A 16552-nucleotide genomic window follows, 5' to 3' on the forward strand; every position below is an offset into this window, starting at 1 on the left:
TTATAGCTTTACTAATCAGATTAAAAAACATCCCATTGCTTAACCCACAGCTTTTAACATGACAGTTGTACCCAACGACCATCGTTTTCTTCAACCCATAAATCTGTTTGAGTACGAAAAGCTAGCAAAAGATCATCTATCTCAAATGACGCTTGATTACTATAGCAGTGGTGCTTGGGATGAAATCACATTGCGGGATAATTGTGCTGCGTTTGAGAGACTCAAGTTGCGACCTCGTGTACTAGTCAATGTAAGCGATCGCAATCTCACTACCTCCATTTTAGGACAACCCCTGCAACTACCTTTATTAATTGCGCCGATGGCCTTTCAATGTCTAGCTCATCCAGATGGAGAAATTGCCACGGCTCTAGCTGCGGCATCAGCTGGAGTGGGCATGGTGTTAAGTACAATGGCCACAAAGAGCATTGAAGAAGTGGCCAGTGCATGTGATAAATTTCCAGATTCTCTGCGATGGTTCCAGCTTTACATTCATAAAGATCGGGGATTAACTCGTGCTTTGGTAGAAAAAGCCTATAAAGCAGGCTACAAAGCACTTTGTCTAACTGTAGATGCACCTGTTCTCGGACAGCGAGAAAGAGATAGACGTAACGAGTTTGCCTTACCCTCAGACTTACATCTGGCTAATCTCGCCACTATCTCAGGGCTAGATATTTCCCATGAAAAAGGCGAATCTGGATTATTTACCTATTTTGCCCAACAGCTAAACCCAGCAGTAACTTGGGACGATTTGCAATGGTTGCAATCTTTATCTCCACTACCTTTAGTCATCAAAGGAATTTTACGGGGAGATGATGCTGTTCGGGCTGTAGAATATGGAGCCAAAGCAATTGTTGTTTCCAATCATGGTGGCAGACAACTCGATGGTGCGATCGCTTCTTTAGACGCTCTAGCTGAAATAGTAGCAGCAGTAGATGGTAAAGTAGAACTACTATTGGATGGAGGCATCCGTAGGGGCACAGACATTCTCAAAGCTCTGGCATTAGGAGCAAAAGCAGTACTGATCGGACGACCCATTTTGTGGGGACTAGCAGTAGCAGGTCAAATTGGTGTATCTCATGTCATCTCACTGCTACAAGATGAGTTAAATCAGGGAATGGCACTTAGTGGCTGCGCCAGACTACAGGATATTGACCCTACTTTATTGGCCCCGCCACGCCTGTAAGCCAAAAAATTCTTAGACCTACATTATTCCAGCAAAACTTTGAAAATTAATTTTCAGACTTGTTACAAAATCACTTAATTAGAGTATACTAGTTAAGATTGGATATATGGGCGGGTGGCGAAATTGGTAGACGCACCACACTCAAAATGTGGCGGCCTTGCGGTCATAGGAGTTCGATTCTCCTCCTGCCCACTACCAAATAAGTAAGAGAGATAAAAAAGTTATGCGGCTGAAAAGATGGGAGTCTCCCCGTAAAGAAGGCAGGAATGACAAAGGTAGAGGCGGCTCTGCAAGGAAGAGGCAACTCAAAAAACAAAGGCAAATGTTACGACAAAAACTCAAAGAAGCCAACAAGGTAGACAAAAACAATAGAGCAGGGGAAGACAAACTTATCTTCCCCTTCTTTTTTGGGTTTTTATTTCAGAAAAAAATAAAATTTAGGAATTTTTCAATATATAGCCGAAGGGAACTCCAAGAAATAAATTATCCAATCTTGTCGGGTGAACCGATAAGCCCGCCCTTATATGGCGATCGTGTCGCTCACCCCACAATAAATTAATTGAATATTTTTTATTTGTCAGTCCCTAAATTAAATTTGTAATAAGTTTGGAAAGTCATAATAAAAAACTATTAGCCATTCTTTAAAATATACTAATTTGAATTGAACCTCTTAAGCGCATATTTACGTATCAAAATCGGCAAGCTGAGTGTCTGGTATTTCACCTTATCTAGTTAAAATAAGTATAAAATACTACGTATGTTTATAGGAATTTCTCGCAATTGTAATGCTTGCATGAACAAACCAAAAATTAATTATGAAGGAAGTATGAATTTTGTCAGGCAGCCTCTGAAATCCTTAGCTTAAAACAGTAAACTAGGACACAGTAGAAAAATAATTCTAATATTAACTGGTTAAGTCAAAAGTATACTAAGAAAGCAATTGCATCTCCATGTGTTAACTTCCAACGATGACACAAGGCTACAAAAAGTCAGGAGTCATTTCATCTGAATTATCGAATATTCGGAATGGTCTAGGTAATCTATGGATTTTTTTCTTGGACACAGGAGTTATTGATGGTGGCAAGAGTGCTTCTACCTAATAAAAAAGTACTGGATTTTCCCATTACTGCTTTACGCTTTGACGATCAAGTACAAACAATGCTGAAGTGGGCAAGGAGACGTGAAAGTAAAACTGTATATGTAGCCAATGTACACATGCTCATTGAAGCTCATTGGAATCCAGCGTTTGCTAGCGTATTACGAAATGCAGACATAGTTACTCCTGATGGTATGCCTCTAGTATGGATGATGCGAAAGATGGGGGCGCTTCATCAAGATCGTGTGGCAGGAATGGATATTTTCCTAGCATTGTGTCACCTAACTCAAACACAAAATCTTAGTATTTTCTTTGTGGGTTCCCAAACAGAAGTTCTTTCTCGGATGCGAAAAAGGTTAGAACAGGAATTTCCACAGATGAATATTGCGGCTATGGAACCTCTACCCTTTCGCCCTTTGACTGAAACTGAAGACGAAGCTTTGGTTCAAAAGATTAATTCTAGTGGTGCTAGTGCCGTATTAGTATCTTTGGGATGTCCTAAGCAAGAAAATTGGATAGCTCAACATAAGGGTAAAATACAAGCTGTAATGATTGGACTGGGTGGAGTTTTCCCAGTTTATGCAGGAATTCACAAGCGGGCACCTCGCGTAGTTCGAGACTTAGGGCTTGAATGGCTGTATCGATGGATTCAAGAACCACGCCGACTTTGCGGCCGCTATGCCAAAACTATTCCACTATTTATATGGCTAGCTACGAAGCAACTATTATCATCAAGTCGTATTGCAGCAGTCTTCCTTCACGAGACTGGGGATTAAGAAAAAGTAAAAAGAACATGTATTCTGTGGAACACAATATTATTAAGACACATATAAACTCAATAACCAAAAAATCAAAATTTTATGTTGTCTTAACCACTCATTAGCAAACTTAGATACCACTTAAAACCAGAAAGTATAAGTAACAGGGTGTTTTATATAAAAATTCAATAGGCTGGATAGGCTGGCTTATCAGTAAATTTTATGGTAATAGTTTCTTGAATTGCTGTAAATTTACAACAAGATTGTGGTAAGCTCTTCTATGAAGAATTACTTAAGTTCAAAAATATTTTCTTCACGAGAATCATTGCCTTACGTAGTTTTTATGTTATTTTCTAAGTAAAAAATTTTGATTATAACTAAAGCCTAAATAAAATAAGGTGTATCTGATTGGCGTGAAAAGAAATAATCCAGATGCTCATAGCTAGCAATATTAAAGCTATATACTCTAGGTTCTTTCATCGGTAAACTATGTAATGGAATCACCTAAAGATTCATCAAATTTACGGCAAAAAGCTGTTAAAAGTGTAATTTGGACTGTTATAGAAAGTTGGGGACGCCAAGCAGTCTCCTTAGTTGTTTTCTTTATTCTAGCTCGTTTACTTACTCCAGAAACTTTTGGTTTAATTGCTTTAGCATATATATTTATTGAATTTGTACAAATTTTTGTCGATCAAGGATTCTCTGTAGCAATTATCCAACGTCAAGAGATAGATTCAGAGCATTTAGACACTGCATTTTGGACAACTTTAGGAATCAGTGGACTTTTAACTGTATTAAGTATTGCTGGCGCTGGATTAACATCTGATTTATTTAAACAACCACAGTTAGTACCAATCATTCAATGCTTATCTCTAAGCTTTGTATTTAATGGATTGAGCAGCGTGCAACAAGCGGTTCTTGAACGTCAGTTTGCCTTCAAAAGTTTAGCAATTCGCTCACTATTGGCAGTGATAATAGGTGGAATAGTTGGCGTTTGGATGGCTTTTTTAGGCTTTGGCGTTTGGAGTCTCGTAGGTCAACAACTATCAAGTAGTTTCATAGAAGTTTTAGTCTTGTGGCGAGTTAGCGATTGGCGACCAGGATTCCAATTTTCTGCTATACATGCTAAAGAACTTTTTAAATTTGGAATTAATATATCTGCGTTTAACATAATTAACTTTTTCAATCGTCGAGCCGATGACTTACTAATTGGCTACTATCTAGGACTAGTTGCATTAGGTTATTACTCGGTTGCCTATAAATTGCTGCTAGTAATGATGCAGATTTTAATCAGTACTACAACTAAGGTTGCACTACCAATATTTTCTAGGTTACAGGCAGAACCAGAACGATTGCTAAACGCTTTCTATACAGCTACTCAGTTCACAAGTCTCATTGCTTTCCCAATATTTCTTTGTGTACCAGTATTAGCAACTGAATTTATAAAAGTATTTTTTGGTGAGCAGTGGATTCAGAGCATTCCAGTATTGCAAATACTATCTCTTATTGGGCCTGTTCATCTAATTTTCTTTTATAACAATTCTGTAATTCTGGCACTAGGCAAACCTTCGTGGAGGCTATGGATACAAGTAATAAATACAGTTACTAATGTCATTGGTTTTGCTCTGGTAGTAAGATTAGGTATTGCAGCTGTTGCTTGTGCTTATGTAGTTCGTGGTTACCTACTATTACCTATTTCGCTATTAGCTATTAATAAACTTGTTAAGATAAATTTAAATAACTATCTGCGTTTATACATAGTACCTTTAGTAGCTTCTGGAGCAATGGTTATAACTATATTAGGTACTAAATATTTATTAGGAAAATTTATTGAAGCATGGATGTTACTTGCTATTTCAGGGATATTTGGTATCTCTATTTATATTCTTACTCTCTCAGTAATATCGCCCAAGCTTTTCAGACGGATACTTGAGTTAGGAGAAAGTTTGAATATCAAAATCAAAACAAAAGTATAACTTTGTTTTGTATAAATAATAACAATTTCCAATATATCTTTATGAATTAATTTAATATAATATATATATTTCAAGTTATGATAGTTTAACGAAAAAATTAAACGGAGCATCCATTTTTGGAAGAAACATAATTCTGGTACTCCAAAAACCCTACTATATATAGGACTCCTATTTGATTTTTAAACAATCAAGCTGCCTAAAAGCTTGATATACAAAGCTTGACTTCTCAGTATACTGAGCAAGATTCAAGTAGGATTCCTATAGTTCATCTAAAAAAGTATATCCGATGAAAGTGGATGCTCCCAAATTAAATCTATCTAATCTTATAAAACTAATTAGTTAAGACAAAATTTATAGTTTATCAAAGGGAGCAAAGATGAAAATAGGAATTCTAACTTTTCATCATGTAGACAATTACGGAGCAACACTCCAGGCTTCTGCTCTTTGGAGTTTTATTAACAGTCAAGGCTATGATGTTGAAATAATAGACTATCGACCTTTTAAAATAGCATGGATGTATTTTAGAGCTTTACTTCCGATCAAAAACGTAAAATCTAGCACTAGCAAAAGTAAAAAAATTCAGATTAATGAAAAATCTTTCATTTATATTTCAAGATATTGGAAAATGAGACGCTTTCTGCTTTCTCATGTTAAGTTAAGCCATAAAAGAATTTATGATAAAAAAGGCTTGAAATCCTATCATGATAAATATGATGTAGTAATATGTGGCAGTGACCAAATATGGTGTATAGATTCCTTTAGAGGGTATAATTCTTCTTTCTTTTTAGATTTTGTTAGCAATAAAACTACTCGGAAGATAAGTTATGCAGCAAGTTTTGGTAATACAACAAAATTAGGTACTTATCAAAAAGAAATATGTACATTGATTAATCAGTTTAAAACCATTTTAGTTCGTGATTATAATAGTCTAGAAATTATTGCTAATGAATGCAATAAAAAAGCAATAAAAGTTTTAGATCCTACTTTTCTAATTAAGTATGACACACTTAAAGATTATCCAAAAATAACAAATAAATATATTCTATTGTATGTTCAAGCTGACATACAAGCAGAGGAAGAAGAGTTTATCAAATTCCTGGCAAAAGAACAAAATCTAACTATAGTTTCAGTCGGTAGAGATGAACCGTTAGCACAAATAAATTTAGAAAGTGCTAGTCCAAAAGAGTGGATTGGGTTACATAGTGAAGCATCTTATATAGTAACTAATACTTTTCATGGCACTGTATTTTCTATTATTTTTCAGAAACCTTTTACAGTATTTCTTCCTAGTGATAAATCGAATAAAGTAAGAGATTTGCTTAATGATTTTGGCTTAACAAACCGGATATTTTCGGAGAAGTTAAAACCTCAACTATTCAGCAAGGAAATCTTTGATATTGACTATAAATCAGTATCTAGTGTACTGGAATCAAAAATTATAGAATCAAGAAAGCATTTAATTGAAGCTATTTTACAAGAGAGCGATCAATAGTAAAAGTAATGTTGAAGGAAAGCAAAAATAAAGAATAATAAATATTTTAAAAATAGGGTATCTTATGGCTGTACCGTGTTTGCAAAATGACAAGCAAACTATTTATATTTATGAAAAATAAAAAAGGAGTAGAAAGAGTTAAGATGTCTAATTTAAAGATTGAGTCTTTAACATCAAACAGTCTTTCGCACTATAGAACACAACATTACTTTGAGCGAGTAGGAGAGATCAATAGTGTAGATGACCTTCAGGAGTACTGTAATTGGGCCAAAGAAAACAAAGTAAAGGTTTATATAATTGGAAATGGTTCTAACACGTTGTTTGTTAAAAAAAATATCCAATCATTGATACTGAAAAATAAACTACCTAAGTACACAAATCCTTTACCTAATAACAGACTTGAAGTATCTTCTTCTGCTTCAGTTATGGAAGTATTAAAATATTGTTATCAGAACTCCATGAATTCTTTTTATTATCTTGCATCTGTACCAGCAACTATTGGTGGTGCATTAGCAATGAACGCTGGCAGAGGAAGACAACATGGATGTACAATATACGACTTTGTTGAAAGTGTAACCTTCTTTGAGGATGGATGTATAAAAACACTTGAAAATAGTCAAATAATACGAGATTATCGAGAAACTATGTTTACTGGTATACACTCAAAACTGATATTGAGTGCAATTTTCAAATTTGAACTAACAGAATTCACCGAAAATCCTCTAACTTCAAGGCAAATTTGGGCAAGAGAGCATCAAGATAATACAGCACCTAACTGTGGCTCGGTATTCAAAGCTGCTAACTATGCAATACTTGAAAAACTTAAAGGTCTATCTATAGGAAAATCTATGTTTTCAGCTAAAACTAGTAACTGGATACTCGCTAAATCACAAAGTAGCTATTCAATAATTATGCTGATTAGAATAGCTAAAATTTTGCATTTTATAACTCGACAAAAAATTGCTCTTGAACTAATTACTATTGATTAATTAGTTGCTGTAAAAATACTACATAATGCCTAAAGTTTGAGTTTTTTGCGGAAGTAAGTTATATCTATAACTTTAACTATCGTTGAAGCTTATGCCTGTTGTCTAGCTGTACTGATGTCCAGATTAGGTAAAATCGTAGAAATTGTAGAGGATGGAGTCACTGGTTTACCTTTTGAAGCAAGGCTAAATATGTTCCTGAAGCGAATATATTAGCAGCTGATGGCACTTTAGCAACAAGCCCTGGATAAGATAAGAGAAATCAAAAAATTAAATTACTCAATCCCTCTATCCAAGATGACTATCAATATTGTTCGGCTAAGGAATTTTTTGGTTGAGGCAGGTAGGGAAGCAGAGGGAGAAGAGAAGCAGGGGAAGAAAAGAATTACTGAACAATAACCCTCTTTCTTTCCTCAAAAACCTTAGCTGCTCCCCGATTGATTTTTTTAGTATAAGGATATACTCTGGTTACCTTCCCAAAGCTATTTATACTTAAACAGAGCAAATTTAGATGCAAAGAGCATCACAGGTATCATCCTCGTTAAATTTCCTGCCTTTGCCTGTTTGCGTAAACTTAACTTGAACTATAGGAATATTAAATCAATCAATTTTGTGCTGTAAAAATCATTTGTCTGAAATAAACTATAAAAGTACTTGACAATAACCTAGGTCTAACTGCTATATTAACTAGAGTAAAGTCGTTGGGGCGTAGCCAAGTGGTAAGGCAGCGGGTTTTGGTCCCGCCATCCCTAGGTTCGAATCCTAGCGCCCCAGTAAGCCAAAAGACAGGCATAACAGCCTGTCTTTTTAAGTGTTTAATTAAATTTTTAAGACGCATCTCAATGCATCTAAGTTTGTAAATGTTACTTGTCAGGCGATTTGAGAGCTTGATCCAGAGTCTGCCGAGCCTGTTCTGCTTTAGATCGTGCTTCTTGGTAACGCACATTAGCTTGGGCAAAATTTTTGAGAACTTTAAAACCTTCCTTGAGTCGAGTAATTTCCTCTTCTGTCACCGATTCGTCGGTGAACAGAACATCAACCGCTTTGCGAATTTCCAAAGCTTCAGCTCGTGATTCCTGAACTTTCAGCTTGAGTGTGGCCAGGTTACTTAGAACCTGGACAGCTTGTGTAATTGTATCCTCACCGCTAGCAGTATCAATAGTTGACTCTTTAACCTCAATTAATTGTTGAGGACCAAATCCTTCTTCTAGTTCCGTGGGTAGCTTTCCTGAATCCATCAATTCCATCAGCTGATCCATTGCTTTATCACGGGCTTTTGCCGAATCTTTTCCAGAAACAGTAAGGATAATTTCTGGGCTTTGAGCGAGAGTATACTGAACCATATTTGAGCAGAAAATTTGCTGGTTAACCAAGCTGAGGGAAATAATTATAACATAGTGTGTGTCCGTTTATTTATTGGTAAATAGACTTGTCGGTTTGCCTAATTTATGTATTTTCTATATTTAATAATTCATACTTCATCCCTGCCCCTGCCAAGTCGCTTCAAATAAAACTTTATACTTAAGAAAAGATAATTAAGTTTCAACAGGAGGAGAGAGCAATGGCTCCTAGTCCCAGCATCATGCAAGCTGTGGAAAAACTGGGCTATCGTGTCACCGTTGGTGATGTGGCAACCCAGGCAGGATTGAACGTCGCTGAAGCTAATCAAAGCTTGTTAGCCTTGGCATCTGATGCTGGGGGACATTTGCAAGTAGCGGATTCAGGCGATATCGTTTACCTTTTTCCACAAAATTTTCGAGCAATTTTGCGTAATAAATACTTCCGGTTACGAATGCAAGAATGGTGGAAAAAAGTCTGGAGTGTTCTGTTTTATCTGATTCGTATTTCTTTTGGAATTTTCTTAACTGTTTCCATTGCCCTGATAACTATTACCATCTACATTATCATTACTTCTACCAATTCAGATCGTAACGGGAACAATCGGGGCAGTAGTTTCGGCGGTGGGGGGTTCTTCTATTTTCCAAATTTATTTTGGTATCTTAGCCCAAATTATGACACCCACTATCAGGAACGGCGACGTGAAAGGCGAGAAGAAAGCAATCTGAATTTCTTTGAAGCTGTGTTTTCGTTTTTGTTTGGCGATGGTAATCCTAACGCCAACTTAGAAGAACGTCGGTGGCAAGAAATTGCTACGGTAATTAGGAATAACCGTGGTGCAGTGGTAGCAGAACAAATTGTCCCATATTTGGATGACATTGGCGAGGGATATACAAGAGAGTACGAAGATTATATGCTGCCTGTTCTAACGCGATTTAATGGGCAACCAGGGGTAAGTGCAGAAGGGCAAATTGTTTATTTTTTCCCAGAGTTGCAGGTGAGTGCAGTTAAAAAGCGCCGTTATGCAATATCAGATCACTTGGAGGAATTTCCCTGGCGTTTTAGTGCTGCAAGTTCCGGGCAAATTATGCTCAGTACTGGGTTGGGTGTACTAAATTTTGTTGGTGCTTTAGTACTGGGAAGTTTGTTGAAAGATGGGACTGTTGCTGCCCAATTAGGTGGACTGGTAGCTTTTGTGCAAGGAATTTATTGGCTGCTATTGGCTTATGGAGCAGGTTTCTTAGCTATACCATTATTGCGTTATTTCTGGATTCGGTGGCGTAATCGCAAAATAGGCGATCGCAATCGCGATCGCCTTTCCAGAGCAAGGATATTGGCAAGTCCTGATGCAGCTTTGCAACAAAAAATTGACTATGCCCAACAATTTGCAGCAGAAAAAGTCATTGGCAACGAAGATTTAGTGTATTCTAGCGAAACTGACTTACTCGACCAAGAAGTTGAGCGTTCTGCAAAAATTGACGCTGAATGGAAAAAACGCTTGGAACGGGGGAGTGGGGAATAGAATGAAGAGTTGAGAGTGAGAAGTGAATAATTAAGATTTATTTAAACTCCTAACTCCTAACTCCTAACTTTCTCCTTATTTTGCCTGAATTGGCGTTAAAGCTACACCTTGATAATAATGCCCTAAAATTTGCAGGTGGTTCACTCCTTGCCGAGCCAGATTGTACGCGCCCCACTGACTCATACCCAAAGCATGACCGAAGCCAAGCCCTTGAAGTACAAAACTACCATCCGCTCCCTTAGTGACGTTAAAGCGGGTACTTTTTAACTTAAGGGCTGTCCGCACTACCTCGCCCTGTAACACCTTTGTGCCCCTGTTGCCAACAATTTTCAAGACTTTAACACTGCCAAAAGGTGAGTATGTTTCGGGAATCAGCGCCGTGACAGTGCCAACTTCAGGGAATTTACCGCTAATCTCACTAGGGGAGAAAGTTTTTATCCAATTACACTCGCGGATATTTTGATCGTAGTCTTGAACAGCACGTAGATAAGGTTCGCTGCTTCCCCAAACATCTTCAACGTTTTCGGTATGCCCCCCAGAACAAGCGTGGAAAACTGAGAGAATAATCTGGTTTTTGTAAGTTAGTACCTGTCCTGCTGTTTCATCAACTGCTTTGTAAGTTGCAGGAGCTTCACTGATAACGCCTTTGTAAATTTGCCAGTGATCGGGGGTATTGCCTAAATCGTAAACAGGATTACTTCGTTGTTTTTCTCGTTCGTAGAGGGCGTAGGTGCGAGCTGCGATCGCCTGGGCTTTTAAAGCTTCTTGGGGCCAGCTAGTATCCATTTCGCCACCAAGAACGCTGTAGAGATACTCTTGATCATCAACCCAGTTAACAGCCGTTAAGCCTTTATCTGTGGGAACAACCAGAGTTCTACCTCGATACCAGCGATCGCCAATATAAACGAATCCTTTACCTGTTGGCTCAATCCAAAATAAACCAGATTGCCACTTATCTAAAGCAACTCCACCAGGAATAGCTTGGGCATAATATGCACTCATCGCTGGCAACTGTCCGAGAGTCCGGCCAGTACTATCCTTGACGATCCCAGTGGTGGAACTACCCACTTTTACCTGATTAACGCCCCTCTCAATTGCCACGCGCAGAATTACAGACGCTTGGGCTGGGGCAACCAAAGCTATCCACAAGAGGATACTTACCCACCAATGACGTACTTTTATCTGAGAAAATAAAGAGCCTAAGTAAAGTTGGAATTTCATGCTGATCATCTAATCACATTAGTATCTAATTGACGCTCTGAACTATAGCGTCTACTACTTTAAGATGAGACAGTTCTCCAACGCAGGAGGTTGCCACCTTCTACTAATTATGCATTTTGCTTTAGCTATAGGGTAATTTATGTTCCAATACGGTTCAGTTAAGCCAGAAAACTAAATTTGCTTGCTCTCAGGCCTGATTTAAATTTTTAATCTTCAATCCAAAACTTAAAATTCGGTAAAGGAGTCAGTGATTTTACCCTTGAGCAACTGTTGTCAGCAGTAATGTAACTGACAACCTTTAACCTTTTTTTCTCAAACTTATACCTATCAATGTGTCAATATTTGCTTTGGGGACTACTAGTTTATCTCTAGTTCACTAACCTTTCAACAAAAAAGTACACAGGAATTTATAAAGTAAATGTATAATTAATAGGACTTACGCATTGACAGAAAAGCCTAAATGACAGATATGATTTTCAAGGCTTTTAGCTAGATTTTTCAATTATCTTTTTGCGATCGCAATTAACAAAGGATGGTTTGTAAAAGCCTGAAACAACGTATTTACGTTAATATACAAGATGATTCATTTGTACAGTGCGTAAGTCCTAATTAATTATTTTTTCAGTAAAAGTACTGAACCATTAAGGAAGCTGGTAGATTTAAAGTAGTTAGAAGAAGGCTAAGTGCTAATAAGTTTTTCGCACTACATAGTGCACTTTGGAAGTGGAACTTAGTATCAAATATAGTTGCAATATTTGGAAGTTTAAATTCTAGTTTGGGGTTTAGTATTGCTATTGCTATTGCTAAACTATTTTGATGCTCGTCTAAAATTGATTCAGATGTAGTCATCGTCCAAAACAGGATGCGGGGAAATTAGTCCCCGCATCTTCTTCAGTCTACGATGCCAATAGATTTTTAGAATTGCTCACTTCATTAGCGATAATTCCAATTAAATTCAATTTACTCAAAATTTCTGTTGCTTGAATCAGTTCAGTTCTGGTCACTTTCCCCATGCGCTCTACCATTACGATCCCATTACACAAAGCTGCCACAATTCTGGCATCAACTGTACCTAAAATAGATGGAGCATCTATTAGTACTAGGTCATAATTTTGCTCAAACAACTCAATTAGTTCTTTCATCCGTTGAGAACTGAGCAACTTCACCGTGTCTTCTGCTTCAGGCCCAGCAGTCAAAATATCAATGCAGGGGTGAATAGGCTGGATGTAATCTTGAAAATGAGTTGTTGTCTCATCAACTAATAACAGAGATAATCCCCAGTCATTGGATAGTTCGAAGATTTTGTGCAGGCTAGGATTATGTAAATTAGCATCAATAACTAATACCCGCCGATGCATTCGGGTAGCACTAGCTACAAGCCCTAATACTAAAGTTGTCTTCCCTTCTTCTGGTAGTGCTGAAGTCAACATCAACGACTTGAAGCATAAGGGATATTTTAATATTTGAATATTTTGGTAGATCATGTCCAGGGTTTCATGGACAGGTAATCTAGTACTGGCTTCTACTATAGAGTAATCTGAGCTTCGTCGCCCATTCCAAGGCAGGATCAGCCGCCGCTTTTTGACATTACATAACGGTAGTTTTGGTACTGACCCCAATACACGTAGATTCGTCAGTTTTTTTATATCTCCAACACAATAAATAGCGTCATTAAACTTTTCCAAAATCAAGGCTGCTAAAATACCTAGAATCGGTCCAATTACCGCCCCTCCAACCAATAATAATAATCTGTTACTCCCCATATAAGTACCCAGATCAGGTTCTGCCAAAACTTGCCAGTTATATCCTTCCTGAGCAATTTTTAACCCCAAAGACTGTTGTGTTTGGAGTAATTGTTCAAGGGTTTTACGACTCATTTCTACCTTTGGCAATAGACGATTATACTCTGCCATTAAGCTTGGGTATTTGTTTAACTCAGAGCGAAGTCGCTGTTCTGACTCGGCTAGATTCTTTTCATTAGCAGTTAGTCCTAATACAGTTGTTTGTACCAAAATTAACTCGTCTAATAGCTTTGGCTCAACCCCTACCATTTGCTCTTTTAAGAGTAGTTCACCCTTACTGCTAGTAGTAATAGCTTTCACTTCTTCTCGTAATAGCAACACTTGACTTTGGCGTTGCTGCTTTAGTTTCTGTACCGATGGGTAATCGTCTGTATAGCGCAGCCGCTCTTTAGCCAAAGCTAGTTCAGTTTTTTGAATTTCACTCAATAGTGTTTGGTAACGACTTGACTGATTTAAACGAGAAGAAAATAGTGCATTTTGCTGAGACGAAGAGGCTATTTGTTGCTCTAGATTATCGTAACGGGCGTTTACATCTTGAAGGTGGGCACGAGTACTTTGTAGTTGTTTTTGAATATCAGCTAGAGATTCTAGCAGGATTTTACTTTGGACTTCAGGATCGAGTAATTTATGTTTTTTGCGAAACTGTTCCAAATTTTTCTCAGCTTTACTTACCTCTTTTTTTATTTCAGGTAGGCGAGCATTTACAAAAGCCAGTCCTTGATTTAGACGTTCTTTTTGTTGTGCTTTATTGTAGTTTTGATAGACTTTTTGTAGAGCTTTAAGTACCCTTTGTGTTTTGAGTGGATCGTCATCATTGAAAGAAATTTTAAATACTTGACTAAAAACTTTATTAGCTCCTATACCTCCCTCTTCTGGAGTCACTTCTAGAGGTGCTTTTTTGTTCTGTTCTGTTTGACCATTAATATACTCTAAGGTAATATCAGGATAATCAGAATGAAGTAAATTTACGGCTTTCTGAATCAACTTAGAACTCAGCATGAGTTTCATCTGAGTCGTGGAATCAACAACTTGAGAATTACGATTGGTAACGTTGGTGTCTTCTCTTGGTAGGATATTATTTAACTGTGTGCCTTCAGATAAATTGGAATTCACCAATATCTGCATATTGCTCTGGTAAGTAGGTTTGGGAATAAAAGCTAGGAGGCCAGCAGCTGACATAACTACACAGGAAACCCCCAAGATCAGCAAACGTCGGCGAAGTAAAATAGTAGATAGTTGTCCGATGTCAACTGCGCCTTGTGCTGAAGTAGTAATCTGTTGTTCTTGATTCAGACTAGTCTTAGCCACTATCAAACTCCTATAATATCGAAACACTATAATTTATTTGGAAGATTTATAAGAAATGTTAAATGTTTTTTTACACCTATGGCCGCAATAGCATGCTTAACTATTCTTCCAACAATGACAAGCTCACTTGGCACAATATTATGCCAACTGGTGCTTTCATGTTCATCAATTCATGCATATAAATTCTTAATCAGTGCTAGAAGAATAAATTTTTAATAAATATTTTATTTAAGGAGAAAAATTTTTGACGAAAAATTAATTATTTTTCCTAAGTATTTAAGTATAAAATTATCTAATTTACGGTATTAATATACATACTATTAAAGTTATTTGAATAATTTATAATATAAGGAAAACATTGATAAAAACATCTAACCTATAGTATTTTTAGATTATTAATGCACTTACTGAACCGTAAATTACTGGGTAACTAATTAACATCTTCCTCAAACCTAAACTGCTATCTATTTGCTGGACGTCATAAGTTAGATTACTAAACTTCAAGATAGAGCCTGGTTAATTTTAGATTAAAAGGGTTCAATCTAAAATCTAAAATCCAAAATTTAAACGCCTACCTTGGTTAACTCTACTTCCCGCCGCCTGGGGACTTCATGAATCATGAAATCATAAGCCATGTCAGTACGGGGAAAAATAGCACGAGCTTCCTGAAGAAGATCCTTTAATTCCAAGGTATTGCCAGGAGCATAGCGGGGACTGAAATGACTCATAATCAGTCGATGTGCCCCAGCTGCTAAAGCTGTTTGCGCTGCCATTGTAGTTGTGGAATGTAACCTCTGAAAAGCCATGTCTGCATCTTGATGAGCAAAGGTTGCTTCATGAATTAATACATCTGCATCTTTTGCTAATTCCACTGCCCCATCACAATAAATTGTGTCTGTACAATAGGCAATTTTTCGACCAATTTCTGTAGGGCCGCATAATTGAGTGCCATCAATCACCCGTCCATCCGCAAGCGTCACTGTTTCACCGCGTTTAAGTTGACCATAAATCCGACCAGGAGGAATTTGCAACGTCTTGGCTTTTTCTACATCAAAGCGTCCTGATCGGTCTTTTTCGGCTACGCGGTAGCCGAAAGCTGTAATGCGATGATGCAAATTACCGCAGCTTACGGTGAAGTCATTGTCTTCATAAATTATCCCTGGACGGATAGCATGGACTTTAATGGGATAGGAAAAGTGTGTGTAGGAGTAACGGGAGGCGGCTTGAATATAATCATTTAATCCAGGTGGGCCATATATATCAATTCGTTCTACATTCCCAGCCAAGCCGCAAGTTGCAAGAAGCCCCATTAAACCAAAGATGTGGTCGCCGTGCATATGAGTGATAAAAATTCGCGAGAGTTGGCTAATTTTAAGTTCACTTCGGATAATTTGATGTTGGGTGCCTTCGCCACAGTCGAATAACCACAGTTCTGCCCTTTGGGGTAATCTCAGGGCGACACTCGAAACATTGCGCGATCGCGTGGGTACACCGGAACTCGTGCCTAAAAATGTTATCTGCACAGCGTTCTTTAATCTTCCTATTGCTCAATGTGCTGCTCTATAGTCTATAGTGACACGCTTAATAAACAAAATACTTTTGAGAGGAAGTCGCTTTTTTAAAGCTAACATCCAATAAAGATTATAGGGCTTACGCAAAAATCCCTAAAAAGCTTAATTTATCGAACTGTGAAGGCATTTTTGCTAAATAATTCTCCACAATCCCATTATTGTTTAAATTCCTTTCTTTACGGATAGAAATTCTATCCTAATGATTTCCAGTAAAAACAAAAGCCGTCTCAAAGTTAATTGAGAAGGCTTTTGTAATGAAAAAGAAACCTGGCATCGAGCTATTTTTGCGTAGGGCTACC

At 37.4% G+C, this 16552-nt stretch carries 10 protein-coding genes and 2 tRNA genes; 8 read left to right on the forward strand and 4 right to left on the reverse strand.

The features are described from left to right. The first annotated feature begins 58 nt into the window (after window positions 1–58). The 7 genes from V7K25_RS00675 to V7K25_RS00710 all read left to right on the forward strand — a co-directional run bounded on the left by V7K25_RS00675 (window position 59) and on the right by V7K25_RS00710 (window position 8265). Window positions 59–1183, forward strand: a complete 1125-nt coding sequence (locus tag V7K25_RS00675; RefSeq protein ID WP_335154165.1) for an alpha-hydroxy acid oxidase — start codon at window positions 59–61, stop codon at window positions 1181–1183. 108 nt (window positions 1184–1291) lie between these two features. Next, window positions 1292–1375 (forward strand) — tRNA-Leu (locus V7K25_RS00680). A gap of 882 nt (window positions 1376–2257) precedes the next feature. Then, window positions 2258–3055 carry a WecB/TagA/CpsF family glycosyltransferase gene (locus V7K25_RS00690; RefSeq protein WP_335154167.1) on the forward strand — a complete coding sequence of 266 codons (798 nt, stop codon included), beginning with the start codon at window positions 2258–2260 and terminating at the stop codon, window positions 3053–3055. 476 nt (window positions 3056–3531) lie between these two features. Beyond that, window positions 3532–5013 (forward strand): lipopolysaccharide biosynthesis protein, encoded by a 1482-nt coding sequence (locus tag V7K25_RS00695; protein ID WP_335154169.1) that lies wholly within the window; start codon window positions 3532–3534, stop codon window positions 5011–5013. 376 nt (window positions 5014–5389) lie between these two features. Continuing rightward, window positions 5390–6505 carry a polysaccharide pyruvyl transferase family protein gene (locus tag V7K25_RS00700; protein WP_335154171.1) on the forward strand — a complete coding sequence of 372 codons (1116 nt, stop codon included), beginning with the start codon at window positions 5390–5392 and terminating at the stop codon, window positions 6503–6505. 110 nt (window positions 6506–6615) lie between these two features. After that, on the forward strand, window positions 6616–7494 hold the full coding sequence (locus V7K25_RS00705) for an FAD-binding protein (protein WP_335154173.1): 879 nt from the start codon (window positions 6616–6618) through the stop codon (window positions 7492–7494). A gap of 699 nt (window positions 7495–8193) precedes the next feature. Continuing rightward, window positions 8194–8265: transfer RNA gene (locus V7K25_RS00710), tRNA-Gln, on the forward strand. Between the two features lie 89 nt (window positions 8266–8354). Here V7K25_RS00710 and V7K25_RS00715 read toward each other — a convergent pair. Continuing rightward, window positions 8355–8834, reverse strand: a complete 480-nt coding sequence (locus V7K25_RS00715; protein WP_229551591.1) for a hypothetical protein — start codon at window positions 8832–8834, stop codon at window positions 8355–8357. 218 nt (window positions 8835–9052) lie between these two features. Between V7K25_RS00715 and V7K25_RS00720 the strand changes: the two genes are divergently transcribed. Beyond that, window positions 9053–10351 carry a hypothetical protein gene (locus V7K25_RS00720; protein ID WP_335154176.1) on the forward strand — a complete coding sequence of 433 codons (1299 nt, stop codon included), beginning with the start codon at window positions 9053–9055 and terminating at the stop codon, window positions 10349–10351. A gap of 75 nt (window positions 10352–10426) precedes the next feature. Here V7K25_RS00720 and V7K25_RS00725 read toward each other — a convergent pair whose 3' ends face one another. The 3 genes from V7K25_RS00725 to V7K25_RS00735 form a co-directional block, all read right to left on the reverse strand. Continuing rightward, window positions 10427–11572, reverse strand: a complete 1146-nt coding sequence (locus V7K25_RS00725) for a SpoIID/LytB domain-containing protein (protein WP_335154178.1) — start codon at window positions 11570–11572, stop codon at window positions 10427–10429. A gap of 896 nt (window positions 11573–12468) precedes the next feature. Then, window positions 12469–14682: a GumC family protein gene (locus tag V7K25_RS00730; protein WP_335154180.1), complete on the reverse strand. Its 2214-nt coding sequence runs from the start codon at window positions 14680–14682 to the stop codon at window positions 12469–12471. 563 nt (window positions 14683–15245) lie between these two features. After that, window positions 15246–16205, reverse strand: a complete 960-nt coding sequence (locus V7K25_RS00735; RefSeq protein ID WP_335154182.1) for a ribonuclease Z — start codon at window positions 16203–16205, stop codon at window positions 15246–15248. Window positions 16206–16552: the final 347 nt, after the last annotated feature.

The sequence above is a fragment of the Nostoc sp. genome, from assembly GCF_036919495.1.
Taxonomy (GTDB): Bacteria; Cyanobacteriota; Cyanobacteriia; order Cyanobacteriales; family Nostocaceae; genus Nostoc.

Coding starts and splice junctions, on each gene's coding strand:
- V7K25_RS00705 (WP_335154173.1), top strand. CDS start 6,616: ATGAAAAATAAAAAAGGAGTAGAAAGAGTTAAGATGTCTAATTTAAAG.
- V7K25_RS00725 (WP_335154178.1), bottom strand. CDS start 11,572: ATGAAATTCCAACTTTACTTAGGCTCTTTATTTTCTCAGATAAAAGTA.
- V7K25_RS00690 (WP_335154167.1), top strand. CDS start 2,258: ATGGTGGCAAGAGTGCTTCTACCTAATAAAAAAGTACTGGATTTTCCC.
- V7K25_RS00715 (WP_229551591.1), bottom strand. CDS start 8,834: ATGGTTCAGTATACTCTCGCTCAAAGCCCAGAAATTATCCTTACTGTT.
- V7K25_RS00720 (WP_335154176.1), top strand. CDS start 9,053: ATGGCTCCTAGTCCCAGCATCATGCAAGCTGTGGAAAAACTGGGCTAT.
- V7K25_RS00695 (WP_335154169.1), top strand. CDS start 3,532: ATGGAATCACCTAAAGATTCATCAAATTTACGGCAAAAAGCTGTTAAA.
- V7K25_RS00675 (WP_335154165.1), top strand. CDS start 59: ATGACAGTTGTACCCAACGACCATCGTTTTCTTCAACCCATAAATCTG.
- V7K25_RS00700 (WP_335154171.1), top strand. CDS start 5,390: ATGAAAATAGGAATTCTAACTTTTCATCATGTAGACAATTACGGAGCA.